This window comes from Corallococcus sp. 4LFB, assembly GCF_046520365.1.
Classification (GTDB): Bacteria; Myxococcota; Myxococcia; order Myxococcales; family Myxococcaceae; genus Corallococcus; species Corallococcus caeni.
Genome location: NZ_JBKGHJ010000127.1, coordinates 1 through 18,186 on the forward strand (window position 1 = coordinate 1; position 18,186 = coordinate 18,186).

The 18,186-nt window shown below is 69.3% G+C and carries 14 protein-coding genes and 3 pseudogenes; 5 read left to right on the forward strand and 12 right to left on the reverse strand.

Features of this window, described 5'->3' with window-relative positions; all coding sequences use genetic code 11:
- Positions 1-486, forward strand: a pseudogene (locus ACLEQD_RS16005) (hypothetical protein); the annotation flags it as partial.
- The gene (locus ACLEQD_RS16010; protein ID WP_410384963.1) at positions 399-899 is read left to right on the forward strand and encodes a lytic transglycosylase domain-containing protein; all 501 of its coding nucleotides are present in this window, start codon (positions 399-401) and stop codon (positions 897-899) included. The pseudogene ACLEQD_RS16005 and the gene ACLEQD_RS16010, both read left to right, overlap by 88 nt.
- Positions 900-914: 15 nt before the next feature.
- Here the strand turns inward: ACLEQD_RS16010 and cmk are convergent.
- From cmk to ACLEQD_RS16025, 3 genes and pseudogenes are all read right to left on the reverse strand, one after another.
- A pseudogene (gene cmk / locus ACLEQD_RS16015) lies at positions 915-1,609 on the reverse strand ((d)CMP kinase).
- Positions 1,606-2,697: a histidinol-phosphate transaminase gene (hisC, locus tag ACLEQD_RS16020; protein WP_410384965.1), complete on the reverse strand. Its 1,092-nt coding sequence runs from the start codon at positions 2,695-2,697 to the stop codon at positions 1,606-1,608. The pseudogene cmk and the gene hisC overlap by 4 nt, the downstream one beginning before the upstream one ends.
- Before the next feature lie 13 nt (positions 2,698-2,710).
- Positions 2,711-3,679 carry an acetyl-CoA carboxylase carboxyltransferase subunit alpha gene (locus ACLEQD_RS16025; RefSeq protein ID WP_410384967.1) on the reverse strand — a complete coding sequence of 323 codons (969 nt, stop codon included), beginning with the start codon at positions 3,677-3,679 and terminating at the stop codon, positions 2,711-2,713.
- A 92-nt stretch (positions 3,680-3,771) separates the two neighbouring features.
- Between ACLEQD_RS16025 and ACLEQD_RS16030 the strand changes: the two genes are divergently transcribed.
- Complete coding sequence (locus tag ACLEQD_RS16030) at positions 3,772-4,461, forward strand: tetratricopeptide repeat protein (protein WP_410384969.1); 690 nt, start codon at positions 3,772-3,774, stop codon at positions 4,459-4,461.
- A gap of 106 nt (positions 4,462-4,567) precedes the next feature.
- A complete protein-coding gene (locus tag ACLEQD_RS16035; protein WP_410384970.1) occupies positions 4,568-5,035 on the forward strand; it encodes a hypothetical protein in 468 nt (155 codons plus the stop codon).
- A gap of 19 nt (positions 5,036-5,054) precedes the next feature.
- Here the strand turns inward: ACLEQD_RS16035 and ACLEQD_RS16040 are convergent, their stop codons facing one another.
- The 6 genes and pseudogenes from ACLEQD_RS16040 to ACLEQD_RS16065 form a co-directional block, all read right to left on the reverse strand.
- Positions 5,055-7,031: an ArsA family ATPase gene (locus ACLEQD_RS16040; protein ID WP_410384972.1), complete on the reverse strand. Its 1,977-nt coding sequence runs from the start codon at positions 7,029-7,031 to the stop codon at positions 5,055-5,057.
- Between the two features lie 336 nt (positions 7,032-7,367).
- Positions 7,368-8,806, reverse strand: a pseudogene (nla6, locus tag ACLEQD_RS16045) (enhancer binding protein Nla6).
- 73 nt (positions 8,807-8,879) lie between these two features.
- Positions 8,880-9,500, reverse strand: a complete 621-nt coding sequence (locus tag ACLEQD_RS16050) for a histidine kinase dimerization/phospho-acceptor domain-containing protein (RefSeq protein WP_410384974.1) — start codon at positions 9,498-9,500, stop codon at positions 8,880-8,882.
- Positions 9,501-9,797: 297 nt separating this feature from the next.
- Complete coding sequence (locus ACLEQD_RS16055; protein ID WP_410384976.1) at positions 9,798-10,256, reverse strand: deoxycytidylate deaminase; 459 nt, start codon at positions 10,254-10,256, stop codon at positions 9,798-9,800.
- 84 nt (positions 10,257-10,340) lie between these two features.
- A complete protein-coding gene (locus tag ACLEQD_RS16060) occupies positions 10,341-11,231 on the reverse strand; it encodes a S1C family serine protease (RefSeq protein ID WP_410384978.1) in 891 nt (296 codons plus the stop codon).
- Between the two features lie 149 nt (positions 11,232-11,380).
- A complete protein-coding gene (locus ACLEQD_RS16065; RefSeq protein WP_410384980.1) occupies positions 11,381-13,636 on the reverse strand; it encodes a PrkA family serine protein kinase in 2,256 nt (751 codons plus the stop codon).
- A 345-nt stretch (positions 13,637-13,981) separates the two neighbouring features.
- Between ACLEQD_RS16065 and ACLEQD_RS16070 the strand changes: the two genes are divergently transcribed.
- Positions 13,982-15,502: an Hsp70 family protein gene (locus ACLEQD_RS16070; protein ID WP_410384981.1), complete on the forward strand. Its 1,521-nt coding sequence runs from the start codon at positions 13,982-13,984 to the stop codon at positions 15,500-15,502.
- 87 nt (positions 15,503-15,589) lie between these two features.
- Here ACLEQD_RS16070 and clpX read toward each other — a convergent pair whose 3' ends face one another.
- The 3 genes from clpX to ACLEQD_RS16085 form a co-directional block, all read right to left on the reverse strand.
- On the reverse strand, positions 15,590-16,867 hold the full coding sequence (gene clpX / locus ACLEQD_RS16075; protein ID WP_410384983.1) for an ATP-dependent Clp protease ATP-binding subunit ClpX: 1,278 nt from the start codon (positions 16,865-16,867) through the stop codon (positions 15,590-15,592).
- A gap of 223 nt (positions 16,868-17,090) precedes the next feature.
- Positions 17,091-17,744, reverse strand: coding sequence for a hypothetical protein (locus ACLEQD_RS16080; protein WP_171413226.1), 654 nt, complete (start codon positions 17,742-17,744; stop codon positions 17,091-17,093).
- Between the two features lie 27 nt (positions 17,745-17,771).
- The coding region (locus ACLEQD_RS16085; RefSeq protein ID WP_410384985.1) for an AgmX/PglI C-terminal domain-containing protein at positions 17,772-18,186 on the reverse strand (415 nt) is incomplete at its 5' end.

Sequence of the window (18,186 nt, forward strand, 5' to 3'; positions counted from 1 at the left end):
GCGAGGTGGGGGCGGGCTACGAGGCCCGTCATCAGCGCGGCGCCCGCGTCGTTCTACGCGCTGCTCGCGACGGAGCGGCTGCGCGAGCTGGGGCGCACGCCGCCCGCGGCCTTCCCGCAGCCTCCGAAGCAGCTCACCCTCCCCCGCCCGCCGGAGCTGGAGCTGGCGGTGGCGCTCACGCGCGCGGGCCTCTTCCGCGACGCGGCGGACGAGGTGCGCTCGCGCGTGTCGGACCTGCGCACCGCGGACCAGGCGTTGCCGTTCGCGCACGCGCTCCTGCAATTGGGCGAGTTCGGCCACGCGCACATGGTGGCGGCGCGCCACCTGTGGGGCCGGGCCTTCGGGGCCAAGGCGCCGGACGCGCTGGCCGCGTTCTACCCGCGGGCTTCGCGAAGGCGGTGGAGACGGAGGCCACGCGGCAGGCGCTGGATCCGTTCCTCGTGTGGGCCATCATGCGGCGGGAGAGCGCCTTCCGTCCGGAGGTGATGAGCGCGGCGGACGCGCGCGGGCTCATGCAGATCATCCCGCCCACGGCGACGGAGATCGCCCAGAAGATGGCGGAGCCCGCGCCCGCTCCGGGAGACCTGTTCGCCCCGGAGCGCAACATCCGCTACGGCGCGTGGTACCTGGCGCAGCTGATGAAGCGCTTCGCGCACCCGGCGCTCGCGGCGGCGGCCTACAACGCGGGACCCAAGGCGGCGGTGCGCTGGACGCAGGAGCGCGGCACCCTGCCGCTGGACCTGTTCGTGGAGTCCATCCCCTACCGGGAGACGCGCGGCTACGTGAAGCAGGTGGTGGCGGACCTGTACCTCTACCACCGCTTCTACGAGAAGGACGGCACCCAGGCCCGGCTGGCCATGACGGTGCCCGCCCCCTCCACGGACGGCGTCACCTTCTGACGGGGCGGTGACGGCTCAGGCGCCGCGCCCGGCCCGGCGGCGCTCGATTTCGTGCTCCAGCGACTGGACCACCTCCGACAGCGGCAAGCTGCTGGAGTCCACGTGCACCGCGTCCTCGGCGGGCTTCAGGGGCGCCACTTCGCGCCCGGAGTCCGCGGCGTCGCGGCGCGTCTGGTCCGTGAGGACGGCCTCCAGGCTGCTGTCCACGCCCTTCTGGAACAGCTCCTCGAAGCGGCGGCGCGCCCGCACCTCCGGGTCCGCCGCGAGGAAGAACTTCACGTCCGCGTCCGGGAACACCACCGTGCCGATGTCCCGGCCCTCCAGGATGCGCCCGACGGCGCCTCCAGCGCCAGCCGCCGCTGGAGCGCCAGCAGCCCCGCGCGCACCACCGGCCGCCCGGACACCTGCGACGCCCCCATGGAGATGGGCGGCGTGCGGATCTCCGACGACACGTCCTCGCCGCCCAGGAAGACGTGGTTCTCCTCGCCCACCACCTGGAAGTGGATGCGCACGCGCCCGAGCAGCTCGCCCAGCTTCGCGTCGTCGTCGAACGCGATGCCCTCGCGCGTGGCCATCAGCGCCACGCAGCGGTAGATGGCGCCCGTGTCCACCAGCGCGAAGTTCAGCCGCCGCGCCAGCAGCTTCGACACGGAGGACTTGCCCGCCCCGGCCGGCCCGTCGATGGCGACGATGAACGGCCGCGCGCTCAAGACAGGACCTCCTTCAGCGCGGCGACGCAGCGGGCGTTCTCCCGCGGCGTGCCCACGGAGATGCGCACGCAGTCCGGGTGGCCGTTGCCCGCCATGGGCCGCACGATGATGCCCTTGCGCAGGAGCTGCTCGTAGACCTCGGCCCCCGGGCGGTGGCAGTCCACGAAGACGAAGTTCGCGTGGCTCTCCGTCAGCGAGAGCCCCAGCTTCGGCAGCTCCTCCCCGAAGTAGCGCAGCCCCACGCGGTTGTTCTCGCGCGTGCGCTCCACGTGCTCCGTGTCCTCCAGCGCCGCCATGCCCGCCGCCTGCGCCACCGTCGTCAGGTTGAACGGCATGCGCGTGCGGTGCACGTAGCCCACGAGCTTCGCGTCCATCACCGCGGAGCCCAGCCGGATGCCGGCCAGGCCGTGGATCTTGCTGAACGTGCGCAGCCCCACGAGGTTCGGATACGTGTGGAACAGCTCCACCGCGCTCGCGTAGTCGGGCCAGTCCACGAACTCCGCGTAGGCCTCGTCGTGGACGACGAGCACGTCCTTGGGCACCGCCTGGAGGAACGTCTCCAGGTCCTTGCGCCCGAACGTGGTGCCCGTGGGGTTGTCCGGGTTGGCCAGGAACACCATGCGCGTGCGCGGCGTGACGGCGCGGGCCATGGCCTCCAGGTCGTAGCGGAAGCCCTCGCGCATGGGCACCTCCACGAACGCACGGCCGTGCGCCTGCGCGGAGATGCGGTACGCGGGGAACGAGCCCTTGCACAGGAGGATCTCCTCCTCCTGCGTGGTGAACGTGCGGATGAGCAGCTCGATCAGCTCGTTGGACCCGCTGCCCAGCACCACCTCCTCCGGCTTCACGCCCAGGTGCGCGGCGAGCTTGCGCACCAGGTGGAAGCTGGTGGCATCCGGGTACAGGTTCACCTGGCCAGCGGCGTTGCGCATGGCCTCCACCGCGCGGGGCGACGGGCCCAGCGGGTTCTCGTTGGAGGCCAGCTTGATGACGCCGGTGAGGCCGTACTCCCGCTCGGTCTCCTCGATGGGCTTGCCGGGGACGTAGGCCTTGAGCGTCTCGACGTAGGGAGGAACGAGCGGTCGCATGAGATGGGAACCCTTACTTGCCGGAGAACATGCCGAGCGCGCGGAACTTGTCGTAGCGGTCGCGCACCAGTTCGTCCGGTGTCAGCTCCGCCAGCTGGCCCAGGTGCTTGCGCAGCGTCTTGCCCAGCGCCTCGGCCGCCTTGGCCGCGTCGCGGTGCGCGCCGCCGGGAGGCTCGGGAATCACCTCGTCGATGATCTTCATCGCCAGCAGGTCCTGCGCCGTGGGGCGCATCGCGTCCGCGGCCTTGTCCGCCTTCGTCGCGTCGCGGAAGAGGATGGACGCGCAGCCCTCCGGGGAGATGACGGAGTAGACGCTGTTCTGGAACATCAGCACGCGGTTGCCCACGCCAATGGCCAGCGCGCCGCCGGAGCCGCCCTCGCCCACCACGGTGGAGATGATGGGCACGCGCAGCCGGCTCATGACCTCCAGGTTCACCGCGATGGCCTCCGCCTGGCCGCGCTCCTCCGCGCCGATGCCCGGGTACGCGCCCGGCGTGTCCACGAAGGTGAGGATGGGCTTCTCCATCCGCTCGGCCAGCTCCATCAGCCGGCGCGCCTTGCGGTAGCCCTCCGGGCGCGGCATGCCGAAGTTGCGCGCCATGTTCTCCTTGGTGTTGCGCCCCTTCTGGTGGCCGATGAGCATCACCGTCTTGCCGTCGAAGCGCGCGAAGCCGCCGACGATGGACGGGTCCTCGCCGAAGTGCCGGTCGCCGCACATCTCGAAGAAGTCCGTGAACAGGTAGTGGACGTAGTCCAGGAAGTACGGCCGCGAGCTGTGACGCGACAGCTGCACCACCTGCCAGCGGGTCAGGTCGCTGAAGATCTCCGTCTGGAGCTTCTTCGCCTTCTTCTCCAGCTTGGAGATCTCCGAGGAGAAATCCACCGTGCCGCTGGTGGAGAGGACCTTCAGCTCCTCGATCTTCTTTTCCAGCTCGATGAGCGGGCGCTCGAAGTCGAGCGCGTAGCCAATGCCGGTTGCCATGGCGCCGAACTAGCACCAGGGTTCAGGCCTTTCAACGCGCAAGCGGTTACGCACCCCTGGAATGTCCTGGGGGGCCGCCCGTCTGGAGCCACATGGTCCTCGCCCTCTCCCTGGCCCTGGCGCTGTCCGCCGCCCCGTCCACGCCCCCGTCGGGCAAGGCCCTCAACACCCAGGGCTTCCGCCTCTACCAGTCCGGCCGCTATCCAGAGGCGCTGGAGAAGTTCCAGGCCGCCGCCCAGGCCACCCCGGACTATGCCCTGGCCCACTACAACGCCGCCGCCACCCTGGGCCTGCTGCGCAAGCAGGGCAAGGTGTGCGAGTACAGCGCCCACCGCGACGTCATCGTGGAGAAGCTGGCCACCGCCGTGCGCCTGGACCCGCGCCGCCTCCAGCGGGCGAAGGAGGACCGGGACCTGGACGTCATCCGGGACACACTGGGCTGGCAGAAGCTGCTGGGCCGCACCCCTCGGAAGCAAGCCGACGTCCCGGCTCTCCTGCGAGCGGTGTCCTGGTACGGCCCCGGCGTGGGCGTCTACGGCACCACGCGCGCCCTCAAGTTCCAGGACGGCGGGCGCGTGGAGCTGTGGAAGAAGGACATCGACGACTCCGGCACGCCGAAGCAGTCGCGCCTCCAGGGCACGTACACGGTGAAGGGCCGCGCCGTGACGGTGACGCTGCCGGAGGCCGCCCCCGTCACCGGGAGCCTCGACGAGGCGGGCGCCCTCACCTTCCCGGAGCCCCTGGGCCGCTTCACCGACAGCCCCTCCGAATGCGAGGCCTGACCCGGGAAGTGACGCCCCGTTCACGCCTACACGCCTCCGGGGAGCGCCACCCTGGCGCGCCTGCCTGCCGGTGCCCACCTTCGCCCTGTAGCGGAGGGGGAAAGCCGTGCACCGACTCAACGCAAGACACTGGGGCCTGGTCGCCATCATCGCGGCGGCGCCCTTCGTCCTCGCCTTCGTGCTGGGCGCCACGGCCCCCCAGCTCCTGGAGCCGGTGCTCGGCGCGACCCCGGTGGGCGGGCTGAGCTGGGGGGCTGGCCACGGTGCTGGGGCTGGTGGGCGGCGCCCTCTTCGCGCGCATCCTCGCGGCCTGCAGCGCCGCGCATCCAGGCGTCCCGGTGCTGCGCCTGCTGGGCACGGTGGGCGGCGCCAGCGCGGTGGTGACCTGTGCATCGTGCCGGCGGTGGCGCTGATGCTCGTGGGTCCGAGCTGGGTCCTCCAGCGGCACCTGGAGGTGCCGGCGGCCCCGACGGTGCGCTCGCTCAAGGCGGGCGCCGTGGACCTGCTGGGACAGGCGCGCCGGGCGTATCCCCACCGGCTGCCCCTGTCCCTGCTCCTGCCGGGCCCCCACTAGGCGCCCGGCGTCTCCAACCTCAGGCCGCCTTGATCTTCGCCGGCGGCGCGGACAGCGCGTACCACGCGGTGCGGAACGCCTTCAGCTCGCGCAGCCCCGCGGGGTGGCGGCCCAGCGCGGGCGCCATCGTCACGGGCAGGCCAATCTTCTTCTCCATGGCCTTGGCCGCGTTGAGCTCCAGCTTGCGGCGGTTCTCGCACTTCTCGCAGGTGGACTTGGGGCCCACGCGGTTGACGAGCACCCGCTCCACCTGGAGCTTCTTCTCCTTGAGGTACTCCACCAGCCGCTCCGTGCGGGACGCGGCCACGTCCTCGCCGCGCGTCACGACGACGAAGCGCGACTCGCTGGGGGACGCCAGCGCGTCCTCGAAGCGCTTCACGTGCTTGAGCATCGCCGCCAGGTCATCCGCCAATTCGCCCAGGCCCTTGGCGCGGTGCTTGTTGAGGATGCCGTGCAGCGCGCCCAGCCACGTCTTCGCGATGTCCGCCAGCTCCACCACGCGCACGTTCGTCACCTGCGGCGACGAGTCCACCACGATGCGCTTGAAGCGCTCCTGCACCAGCGCGTCCGTCAGCACGGACATGGCCGCCAGTTCGTCGATGCCCGGGGGCGCGCACTCCAGCAGGTTGCGCAGGTAGAGCAGGTCCGCCGGCACGTCGTTGCCCGCCTTGGGCGCGCCCTCGAAGGCCTTCTCCGCCTTCTCCTTCAGCCGCTTGCGCAGGGCGTTGAACCAGCCCGCCATGTCCAGCTCGCGCGCGTACAGGCCCTTGGTGCCCTTCACCTGCGTCTCGGTGTCCGTCAGGCGGCTCTGCAGCACGTCCGACAGCGAGTGCGCGGGGTCCGTGGAGATGAGGAGCACCGGCCCCTCCTTCTCCGTCAGCGTCACCGCCGCGGCGGCCGCGCAGGAGGACTTGCCCACCCCGCCCTGCCCCACGAAGAAGATGAGCCGCGTGGGCGGCAGCGGGGGCGCCGCGATGGGAGGCATGGACGGGGCGCGCACCAGCGCCGGAGGCCCCTCGGCCGCGCTGAACTCCAGCGCCTTGGTCTCCTTGCCCGCCGCCCACTCCTTGGCGAACTCCTTCAGCCCGTCCAGCCCCCGGGGCGCCACCTCGCGGCGGCCCAGCAGGTTCACGGGCACGGTCTTGTCCAGCGCCTGGTACTTGCGCACGTGCGGCGCCTGCAGGCCGCGGCGGCCCTGGCACGCGGGGCAACCCTCGTGGTCCTCCACCTGGTTGACCACCACCTCCGTCACCGGCAGCCCGCGCTCGCGCAGCTGGGTGAAGTACATGCGCGTCTGCGCTTCCGGCACCGGCTCCGCCAGCGCCACCAGGTGGAAGGCCGTGCGCGCGGGGTCCTTCAGCAGCGCCAGCAGCTTCTCCGCCTTCTGGCCCACCTGCTCCAGGAAGCCCGCGGGAGCACCTTCCGCCGCCGCGGCCGCCTTCTTGCCCTTGCCGCTGGGGGCCGGGGCGGCGCGGTCCTGGCCCACCTTCACGAAGCCCAGGAACTTGCGCAGCTGCGCCGGCATGTCGAACAGGCGCAGCGTGTGGCTGGTGGGCGCCGTGTCCACCACGATGCGGTCGTACTCGCCCGACTCCAGCAGGTCCACCACGTGGAAGAGGGCCACCAGCTCCTCCAGCCCCGGCACCGCCTGCTGGTAGAGCTTGCCCATCTCCTCGTCGGACAGGTGCGTGCCCTTCACCGCCGCCTTCGCCAGCGCCGGCAGGTACTCCGCCAGGAACGGCTTGAGCAGCGCGGCGGGGTTCAGCTCCGCCCCGAAGAGGCCGCCCTCGCCCTTGCCCGCCTGCAACCGGGTGGGCTTCGCCGGCAGCTTCTTCTTCACCAGGTCCGACAGGGACTGGACCGGATCCAACGAGACGACCAGCACCCGGTGCTTGGGCGCTTCTTCCGAGAGCCTCACCGCGTACGCTGCCGCGAGCGTGGTCTTGCCGACCCCGCCCTTGCCGCCGAAGAAGTGAAGTGCTCTCGCGTCGCTCATTGCGTTGTGGCCTTCCTTGTGCCCCCCCGGCGGCACCCCAGATGACTCACGTCGGACGACCGCACCATGGGGGGCGGACGTGGCCCGAAATGAAACGTCCCGGCCGGGCCCTCACCAACGGGTGGGAGAGGTCCGGAGGATCCCCCGTCCAGGGGGGAAAAGTCAAGAATTGACAGGGGTTTTCGAGACCTCCCCCGCCCGTTTAAACCGGCCTGGGGAGGCCCCGCGCGTGCCCTCCAGGAGCCCTGCCAAGGGCCCGGAATCCGGGCCCATCCGCCTACCCATCAGGTCAGCGGCGGGCAGCCGCCCGTCCCCGGCGCCGGGGGAGCCGGTGGATCAGCGGGTCAGGAAGCTGCTGGCGCCCATGGGGCCGTCGTTGCCCTGTCCGCCCAGGGGACTGCCTCCACCCGGGGTGCCCTGCGCCCGGTTCTCGGCCGCGTAGCGGTTGAGCTTGTTGTAGAGCGTCTTCTCGCTCACCCCCAGCACCTCCGCCGTGCGCGCCTTGTTGTTCCCGTTGCGCTGGAGGCTGCCCAGGATGTACTCGCGCTCCACGGCGTCCAGGCTCAGGCCGAACGGCAGCTTGAACGTGTGGCGCTCCGGGCTCTTGCCGGCCATGTCGGGCGGCAGGTGCTCGCGGGTGATGAGCTCCCCGTCGCAGAGGATGACGGCGCGCTCCACGGCGTTGCGCAGCTCGCGGATGTTGCCCGGCCAGTCGTAGTTCTTGAGCACCTCCATCGCGTCCGGGTGCACGCCGGAGACGCGCTTGGCGGAGTCCCCGCGGAACTTGTCCACGAAGTGCTGGACCAGGATGGGCACGTCGTCCCGGCGCTCGCGCAGGGGCGGCAGGTGCAGCTGGAACACGTTGAGGCGGAAGTAGAGGTCCTCGCGGAAGCGCTGGTTCTTGATCTCCTGCTTCAGGTCGCGGTTCGTGGCGGACAGCACGCGCACGTCCACTTCAATCTCCACCTTGCCGCCCAGCCGGCGCAGGCGGCCCTCCTCCAGCACGCGCAGCAGCTTGGCCTGCAGGTCGATGGGGATCTCCCCCAACTCGTCCAGGAAGAGCGTGCCGCCGTGGGCCATCTCGAACACGCCCGGGCGCGCTGATCCGCGCCGGTGAAGGCGCCGCGCTCGTGGCCGAAGAGTTCGGATTCAATCAGGGTCGCGGGGATGGACGCGCAGTTGATGGCGATGAAGGGCTTGTCGCGGCGCAGGGACAGGTTGTGCACCGTGCGGGCGACCACCTCCTTGCCCGTTCCGGACTCGCCGCTGATGGAGACGCTGGCCTTGGAGGGGGCCACCTTCTCGATCATCTCGATGACCTTGCGCATCCCGGTGGAGCCGGCGATGAGGTCCGTGGAGCCCAGCTGCTTGAGGCGGCGCCGGAGCGTCTGCACCTCGCGCATGGTCTCCTTCTTCTCCAGCGCGCGGTCGATGCAGACCTTGAGCCGCGCGGTGTCCAGCGGCTTCACGATGAAGTCGTAGGCCCCCTCGCGGATGGACTCCACCGCGGTGTCGATGGTGCCGCGGCCAGTGAGGAACACCACCGGGCAGTCGGGCAGCTCCTCGCGCAGGTTGCGCAGGAGCCACAGGCCGTCCGTCTCCGGCATGGCGAGGTCCGACAGGACGACGTCGGGCCGGAACTCACCGGCCTTGCGGAGGGCGTCATGCCCGTCGAACGCGGTCTCGACCTTGTGACCCCAGGCGGACAACATCTCCGCCAGGGCCTCGCAGGTCTCACGTTCGTCATCCACGGCCAGGATTCGTGCGCTGCCCAAGATGAAAACCTCCACTGCGATGAAGCGTGATGAAACCGGATGGAAGACCGTCAGCGCCTGAAGGGGGGAAAGCTCAGGCGCGCGGGAACACGAGGCGGCACGTCCCCGCCTGAATAGCGAACTCGATGCCCAGCTGCGCCGCGCGGAGCGTCAGCGCGGCCACGGTGTCCGTCGCCCGCTCGGGCGCCGAGGAGCCGTCCACGACCTCCAGCACCGCTCGAGGGCCTTCGGCGCGGACGGCGACGACCACGGTGCTGCCCTGCTCCGCGCGCTGGAAGGCGCGCATCAGCACCTGCACCAGGAAGAACCCCAGCTCGGTGGTGTCCTCCATACGGGCCTGCACGTCCGGCTCGATGGCGCGCGTGACCTGGAGGCGGCGCCGGCGGCTCTCATGGCCCAGCACGTCCAGGGCCTTGCCGGCGGCGTCCGACAGCGGCGCGTCCCCGGAGGGGCCCGCCCCGCGAAACACGATGAAGTCCGAGAAGAGCTTGAGCAGGCCGTCCACGCGGGCGATCTGCTCGCGCATGGCCTTGAGGTTCTTCTCCTGCGTGGCCGGCACCTGGCCGGACTCGCCCTTCAACTTCTCGGAGAGCACCTCCAGATGGATGGCCAGCGCGTTGAGCGGGTTGCGCACGTCGTGCAACAGGCTGTCCATCAACGGCGGAACCGCGTCGTAGCGGGCCGCGCCCACCACGGGATCCGACACATCCTGGACAGAGGGCACACTGCTGGCCATTGCTGTTGAGCTAACCACCTGGAACTCCTAGGAATTTCCGTCTCCCCACCCCCGCCGCCGCCCTACCGGAGCCAGGATTTAGGGAGCACCCCGGGGATCGTCAACCCTGGGTCGGTAATTCTTGCCGGAATTCTAAAATTCCCGTGTCGGAACAACCACTTAGGACCTCTCACAAGTGTCGTTCAACGAACGGGAACCCTGCCCCGGGCGATCAGCGCGTCCAGGGGTTGTCCACCCCCGGACAGGGCGCCGCCTTCAGGTCCCGGTTGCGGACGCCGGAGGCTGCGCGGCGGCGCCCAGGCCGACGAGCTTGAGGCCCAGGCGGGCCGCGTACTCGAAGATGCGCGGGTCGCGGTAGAACTCGCCGAACACGATGCGGGTGCAGCCGCTGTTGGCGATCAGCTTGAAGCACGGCCAGCAGGGGCTGGCGGTCGTGTAGATGGTCGCCCCGTCGATGCCGACGCCGTTCTTGGCCGCCTGGATGATGGCGTTGGCCTCCGCGTGGACGGTGGCCACGCAGTGGCCGTTCTCCATCATGTGGCCCACCTCGTCGCAGTGGGGCAGGCCGCGGATGGCGCCGTTGTAGCCGGTGGACAGGATGGTCTTGTCCCGCACCAGCACCGCGCCCACGTGCTTGCGGTCGCAGGTGGCGCGGGTGGCCACCTGCTGGGCGATGTCCATGAAGTACTGATCCCAATTGCCCCGAGCGGACATGCGCGTGAACCCTCCAGCGGATGAGCCCGCAGCTCTAACGCCGGATCAGGCCCGCACCAATTTCCAGGCCGGGGCGCTGTCGGATCAGCGACTCGCGGTCTTCTGCGGCCCCGCCCCGTCCGGGTCTGCGGCGCGCTCCAGCAGCCGGCCGAAGCCCTTCGCCTGGAGGAAGCCGCGCACCTTGGCGCTGGGCGCGGCGAACGTCTCCCCGGGCATGGGCACGTCGAAGCTGAAGTTCTGGGCGGCGACCTCGAAGTCCACCTTCGCGGTGCGGTAGCCCTCCACGATGGCCAGCAGGCGCCCCGTCTCCATGCTGAAGATGCCGCCGCCGGAGGCCCCGTAGCCGATGGGCGCGTCCGTCTTGAGCATGCGCGGGTGCTTCGTCTGCTGGTCCCACTCCACCTGGGACACCATGCCGCCGGAGATGGACAGCGCGCGGCCGTACGGGGACGCCGCCACCACCACGTCCTCGCCCGGCTCCGGCTCGTCGTCCGCCGCCAGCTCCGCCACGGGCCACGCCACGCCCGTCACGCGCAGGAGCGCCAGGTCCAGGTCCGGCACCTCGCCCGTGGCCACCACCTCCGCGGCGTACTCGTGCGTCTCCGCGCGCCGGTCCAGCACGACCTTGAGCACGGGGTCCGTGAGGTCGCCCTGCTCCACCGCGTGCGCGTTGGTGACTACGTAGCTGACGGGCCCGGCCTCGCCTGCTTCCGTCCCGATGACGACGCCCGACGCCGAGCGGCGCACCTTGCCGCCCTCCGTCGTCACCAGCCGCACGTTGAGCGGGAGGATGCGCCGCACCATCGCCTTGCGCGTGGGCCGCGGCGTGGGCTCGGGCCTGGACAACACCCGCTCCACCCGGAGCGGGGCCTGCGTGTGCGTCGCGACCGGGGTGTCCGACGGGGACTGCGACGGGGCACTGGCGCACGACACGAGGGCCCACAGGAGGGGGGTGCCCAACAGCAACCGGTTCATCAACACTCCAGGCGCAAGGATGAGGAGGGACGAAAGACGACGACACACGCGCGAACTCGGTGTGAGGTCCCATCATCCCGAGCCCCGGCCCGGATTTGAAAGCAGGCGGGCAGGCATCGGCTTTCGGATGCCTGCCCGCCGCTCGCGGGTCAGGTGTAGCGCTGCCGCATCAGGAACAGGATGGCGTCCTTCGCGCAGAGCTCGCAGTAGCCGTAGCGGTCCGCCATCGTCTTGAGCGTGTCCTGCACCTGGGACTGCTCGCGCGCGCTCAGCTGATTGCGGTCCTCGGAGAGGTACTTGAGGACGTTCTCCTTGTTCTTGCGCAGCACGCGCTTGCGCTCCTCGAAGTAGTGGTCGCGCAGGCGCTTGAACATGTCCGGGAAGATGCGCGGGTAGTCCATGGCGCCGTCCGGGTTGTCCAGCCGGTGCGCGCCGATGCTCGCGATGAGGCCCCGGCGGAAGTCCGCGGGCGCCTCGCCCTGCGGCATCACGATGGCCTCCACCTCCGCCATGCGCGCCTCGTCCGGCTTCTCCGACTCGCCCGTCACGCGGTTGCGCATCTTCTCCCCGCGCACCCAGTGGCTGACGCTCTGGATGTAGCGCTCCACCAGCTCGCGGTACTGGCCTTCGGACACCAGGCCCATGGAGTCGCGCACCTCGGAGTCCACGCGGTCCAGGTACTCGCCCTCCACCACGTGCACGAAGGTCTCGTGGTCGTGGTAGCCGTCCATCACCTCCTGGAGGAGGAACTCGTAGACGCTCTTGTCCTTGCAGAGCGCGTGCAGCTCCTCCAGCACCGCCAGCGCGTGGAGGCACTTGTAGTCCGGGTTCTGCGCGGCGTTGAAGAGCGCCGTCTTTATCTCGCGCGCGCTCGCGCCGGAGCGGCCCTCGTAGTTGGGGTACGCGTCGGACTCCTCGTACAGCTCCTCGCGCAGCTTGAGCAGCTCCTTGGTGTTGGAGGAGGACAGCCGCGCGGGCACCCCACCCTCCTGGTACAGGTGCATCTTCTCCGCGGGGGCCACCTGATCCACCAGCGGCTTCACGTTGGCCGGGTAGCGGTCCGGGAGGGGCTTCTTCAGGCGCGTGAGCACCGCCCACATCGCGGCCACCTCCGTGGCGTGCGGCGCGACGTGCTTGCCCACGGACGTGGCGGTGATCTGCGCGTCGTAGATCTCCTGCTCGACCTTGTAGCGGCGCAGGTACGGCACGCGCACCAGCTCGATGCGGCCCTTGAACGACGCGAAGTCCGGCAGCTCCTTGAAGGCCGCCAGGTGCTTCTCGTTGGAGGACGCGATGAGCACCTCGTCCAGCTGGAGGACGAAGGGCTCCAGGGGGACCTCGCTCGTCTCGCTGAAGCCCAAGAGGTACTTGAAGGCCTCCAGCGGGCGCTTGAGCAGGTCCGCGTACTCAATCAGGCCGCGGTTGGCGTGCACCAGCGGGCCGTGCGGCTCGAAGAGCACCGTGCTGTGCAGCGCGGCGGGGAGGTTGAGCTGGGTGCGGTCCGCGGAGATCTGCTGCGCGGCGGCGTCCACGCTCATCTGCGGCTCCACCGTCACCGTGCCCACCTGGTAGCGGCGCGACACGTAGAAGCGCTCCACCTGCACGTGGCGCAGGACCTTGAGGTAGTCCCCGCCGTAGGCGTTGAGCAGGGCCGTGTAGATGCGGCGGCACTTGGCGCACAGCTCGCCGTCGCGTACGTAGTCGGACAGCAGGAAGTCCCCCGTCTCCCCGTCGCCGGTGCCCAGCCCCTTCTTCTTGAGCGCGCCCTCCAGGAGGTTCTTGCGCTCCGTGGGGGGCACCGCGAACAGCGGGTGGTCGCGCAGCTCGCAGGGCATGCGCAGGTCCAGCGCCTCCGCGTCCAGGTGGGCGTACGTGGTGAGCTCGCCCTCGGCGGACTTCACGCCCGGGCGCTCGCCGAAGCCGATGGAGCCCTTGATGAGCTTCTCCGACGGGAACACCCACGCGATGCGGTACAGCGCGCCCTGCGGCTGGCGGGAGTAGTCCTCCATCCCCTGCTTCAGCGCGTTGACCAGGCTGGACTTCGCGCTGCCGTTGGGGCCGTGCAGCATGATGAGCTTGTTGATGCGGCCGGCGCGCACGAAGTTGCCCAGGATGCGGTAGAGGGCGTTCTGCACCTCCTCCTGCCCGGCGACGCGGCCGTCATGGTCGGCGGACGGGACGTCGAAGACCTTGAAGCGCCGGATGGTGCCGGTGGGGTGCGGCACGGCTTCCGTGCCGTAGTGGTCCATCACGTCCCGCAGGTACTGCGCCGCGTTGCGTGACTGCCCCTTCGGGTCCGTGAAGAAGAGCGACAGGTACTCCTCGAAGGACAGGATGGACCGGTTCTTGACGAAGTCGGCGCTGACCTGTGCGCCCACCTCCTGCAGATAGCCCTTCGCTTCCACGGCGGCTCCCCTCTGTGGGTGGGTAGTCTCTCGGATGTAGCCACGGCGCTGCGCCGTCGCATGTGAACCCCGGGGAATGACCTTCGTTCCCGGCCCCGGGGATGTAAAGCGAGCGCCCCCTCCCCGGCGGCCGGTCTGTTCGGGGCCGCGCGCTTGGACGCCGGCCGTGTCCCACCCGGCCAGGCGGGCGCCCCGGGTGGGAGGTTGAAGGCGCGCTGGAAGTTTTTTGAGGGCGTCCGTCGGATGACGGATGGTTGGTGATTCGCGCACCCGGGACGGGTGAGATACGGTCCCGGACTGCCACACCCCACAGAGCCGCAACGCCTCACCCGGAGCCCACACGCGATGCACAAGGAGCCCATCATCGGCATCGACCTCGGCACGACGAACTCGTGCGCGGCGATCGTCGAGGACAGCGGGAACGTCAAGCTCATCCCCTACAAGGGCGGCGAGTACACCATCCCCTCCATCTTCGCCATCGACGACAAGGGCAACGAGCTCATCGGCTTCGAGGCGAAGCGCCAGTGGCAGCTCAACCCACGCAACACCGTCTACGGCGCCAAGCGCCTCGTGGGACTGAACTTCAGCAGCGACGTCGTCGGCACGATGAAGAAGTCCGTGGCGTACAACATGCGCCCCGGAGCGAAGAACGACGTCACCCTGGACGTGGGCAAGAAGGAGTTCACCCTCCAGGAGATCAGCGCGAAGATCCTGGGGAAGATCCGCGAGGTCGCCTCCAACTACCTGAAGATGCCCATCAAGCGCGCGGTGGTGACGGTGCCCGCGTACTTCAACGACCGGCAGCGCCAGTCGGTGAAGGACGCCGGCAAGCTCATCGACCTGGAGGTGGTGCGCATCATCAACGAGCCCACCGCGGCGGCGCTCGCCTACGGCGTGGGCAAGGGGCTGTCGGAGAAGGTCGTCATCTACGACCTGGGCGGCGGCACCTTCGACGTCTCCATCATCGAAATCCGCGACCGCGTCTTCGAGGTGAAGTCCACCGGCGGTGACGTGTTCCTGGGCGGCATCGACTTCGACAACGCCATCATCCACCACGTCCTCAAGGACTTCGCGGCCAAGACGGGCATCGACCTGGCCACGGACCCGGTGGCCATGCAGCGCATCAAGGACCTGGCGGAGCGGACCAAGATCGACCTGTCCGCGCGCGAGGAGGTGCCCTTCAACATCCCCTTCATCACGATGACGGCACAGGGCCAGCCGCTGAACATCGAGATGAAGTTCACGCGCAAGATGCTGGAGCAGCTGACGAACCAGCTCGTCGACCGCACCCTCCAGATGGTGGCGCGCGTGCTGGTGGACTCCGGCCTGTCCACCAAGGACATCGACGAGGTCATGCTGGTGGGCGGCCAGACGCGCATGCCCGTCGTGCAGGACCGGCTCACCAAGTTCTTCGGCAAGCCGCCCAGCAAGGGCGTCCACCCGGACGAGGCCGTGGCCATTGGCGCCGCGCTCTACGCGCACTCGCTCCAGGACGACACCAACCTGCGCATCCAGCTCCTGGACGTGATTCCCATGGCCATTGGCCTGGAGCGCGGCGACGGCGGCTTCCACGTCGTCTTCCCGCGCAACGCGTCCATCCCCAACGCGAAGCAGCTGCTGGCCACGACGAGCATCGACAACCAGACCGAGCTCGCCATGCGCATCTACCAGGGCGACCACGACACGGTGGCGCGCAATGACCTGCTGGGTGAGTTCACCTTCTCCGGCATCATGCCGGCGAAGGCCGGAACGGTGAACGTGGAGATCATCTTCGACGTGAGCGTGGAGGGCATCCTCACCATGCGCGCGAAGGACCCCGCCACCGGCCGCGAGATGAAGACCACGGTGCGCGTCACGCAGAGCTGAAGCACCGGGCGCCGGAAACACCACGGCGCCCCTGCCTGCTGAAGGCGAGGGGCGCCGGGTGGAGGCAACGGACCGCCGGGGGAAACCTCAGGCGGTCTTCTTTTCCTTCTCCATGACGATCTGCGGGGGCTCGTGCTTGGTGATCACCTGTTCGGTGATCTTGCACTCCTTGACGCCCTCGCGGAACGGCACGTCGTACATGATCTCCAGCATCGCGTCCTCCATGATGGCGCGCAGGCCGCGCGCTCCGGAGTGACGGCGCATCGCCTCGCGGGCGATGGCGCGCAGCGCTTCCTTGGTGAAGGTGAGCTTCACCTTCTCGATCTCGAACATCTTCTGGTACTGCTTCACCAGGGCGTTCTTCGGGATCGTGAGGATGGTGACGAGGTCATCCTCCTTCAGGTCGTTGAGCGTCGCGACCATCGGCAGACGGCCGATGAACTCCGGGATCATCCCGAACTTCATCAGGTCTTCCGGCTCCGTCATGGCCAGCAGCTCACCCACGCTGCGCTCTTCCTTGTGGGTGATCTTCGCGCCGAAGCCCAGGCCCTTCTCACCCACGCGGCGCTTGATCACGCCGTCGATGCCGTGGAAGGCACCGCCGCAGATGAAGAGGATGTTGGTCGTGTCGACCTGGACGTACTCCTGCTGGTTGTACTTCTTGCCGCCGCGCGGGGTGACGTTGGCGCGGGTGCCTTCGATGATCTTCAGCAGGGCCTGCTGCACGCCCTCGCCGCCCACGTCGCGGGTGGCGCTGGGCATGTCGCCCTTGCGCGCGATCTTGTCGATCTCGTCGATGTAGACGATGCCGCGCGCGGCCTTCTCCACGTCGTAGTCGGCGTTGTGGAGGAGGTTCTGGATGATGTTCTCGACGTCCTCACCCACGTAGCCGGCCTCGGTGAGGCTGGTGGCGTCCGCGATGGTGAAGGGGACGTTGAGGAAGCGCGCCAGGGACTGCGCGAGCAGCGTCTTGCCAGAACCCGTGGGGCCGATGAGCAGGATGTTGCTCTTCTGCAGCTCCACGTCCTCGCCGCCGGGGCTCTTCACACCGGGGCGCGGCCGGGAGGTCGGCTTCTTCTGGTAGATGCGCTTGTAGTGGTTGTACACCGCGACCGAGAGGACCTTCTTCGCCTGGTCCTGGCCGATGACGTAGTCGTCGAGGAACGCCTTGATCTCCAGCGGCGTGGGCAGGCTGACCTGCGGCTTGCCCTCCTCGCGTTCGTTCTCGTCCGCGATGATGTCGTTACACAGCTTGATGCACTCGTCGCAGATGTAGACCGTGGGTCCGGCGATGAGCTTCCGAACCTCGCGCTGCGATTTGCCGCAGAACGAGCAGGACAGGTTGACGTGGTGCTCCTTCTTCACTGCCGCCTCCGAGTTCGCCGGTCCCGGTTCGGGACCTTCTCCGCCGACCACCGCACTCCACCACCCGCGAAGCCGCCCACGTCTTTCGACGGCTCCAGGCCCACCTGCTACAGGCCCTGAACCCACTATAGGGCCCTCCCCTCCGGGCAGGAAGCCCGTCAGGAGTGCCCTTTCCTGGGAGCGTTCAGCCCAGGTCAACGGGTCGGTCTTGGATAACAGCGACTCAGGCGTCCGTCACGCTCGACGCGATCTCTTCGACATCGTCCGCGAGGGCGGCCGCCCGCTCGGCGACAGCGTTGGGGACTCGACGGCTTCCCGCCAGCTCGGAGGCGAGCTTGCGCGCCATCTGCGCCAGTTTCCGCACCTGGAGGCTCTCCGGGGGCGGCTCCGGCGGGGGCCGGGGGAAGCGCTCGGTGAACTCCTTCTTGAGCTCCGTGGGGGACTTCTCCGGGCTCCAGATGCTGTCGCGCAGGGACTTGTATTCCGTGGGGGACAGCTGGCCGCGCTCCTCGGCGTCGGCCAGGACTTCCACGACCTCGAAGGCGGGGGCCTTCTCAGGGAACTCCTGCTGCTGGAGCTCTTCCGGGGCTTCGTGCTTGGCCAGGAAGCTGAACGAGCGCGTGAGCTTCAGCGCGGTCTGCTTCTTGATGTGCAGCTCCTTGAGGCAGTAGGCCTCGAAGGAGGCGTGGCCCCACTCCTCGTACTTGGCTTCGTCCCGGACCTGGACGAGCAGCTTGCCCAGCTCCGCCCAGGTGGACTTGAAGCGCTTGGCGGCGAGCAGGACGGTGTGGCGGAACGTCCCCGGGGGGACGCTCATGGCCTTCTTGGCGATTTCGACTTCGGCGACAGAGGCGGACATGCCTGTTGTATCGGGCACGTCCGCGGGGTGGGCAAGAAAGTCGCCCTACCCTCGCTTGCCGATATTGAACGAAAGCCCCACGGTGGCGCGCTCGCCGTCGTAGGCCTTGAAGGGCCACTTCTTCAGCTCCGCGAAGAGGCACTCGAAGAGCGGGCCCTGCTTGAACTGGGGGTTGTCCACCCACAGCTTCGTCACGCGGCCGTCGTTCCCGATGACGAACTCCATGGGAATCTTCGCGGCCAGGCCGGGCGTGCGCTCGGCCTCTTCCTTGAAGCAGCGGAAGAGCTTGGACTGGTTGCCCGCGACGACGCGGTTGATGGCGCCCTGGTCGAACTGCTGGGCCATCTCCAGGCCGTCGGGATCCGTGGAGACGCTGCCCGTCCGGGGCGGCCGGTTGGCGGCGGCGGCGCTGGCCACCGCGCCCGTCGTCCCCCGTCTTGGCGGGGGCGCTGCCCTGCCC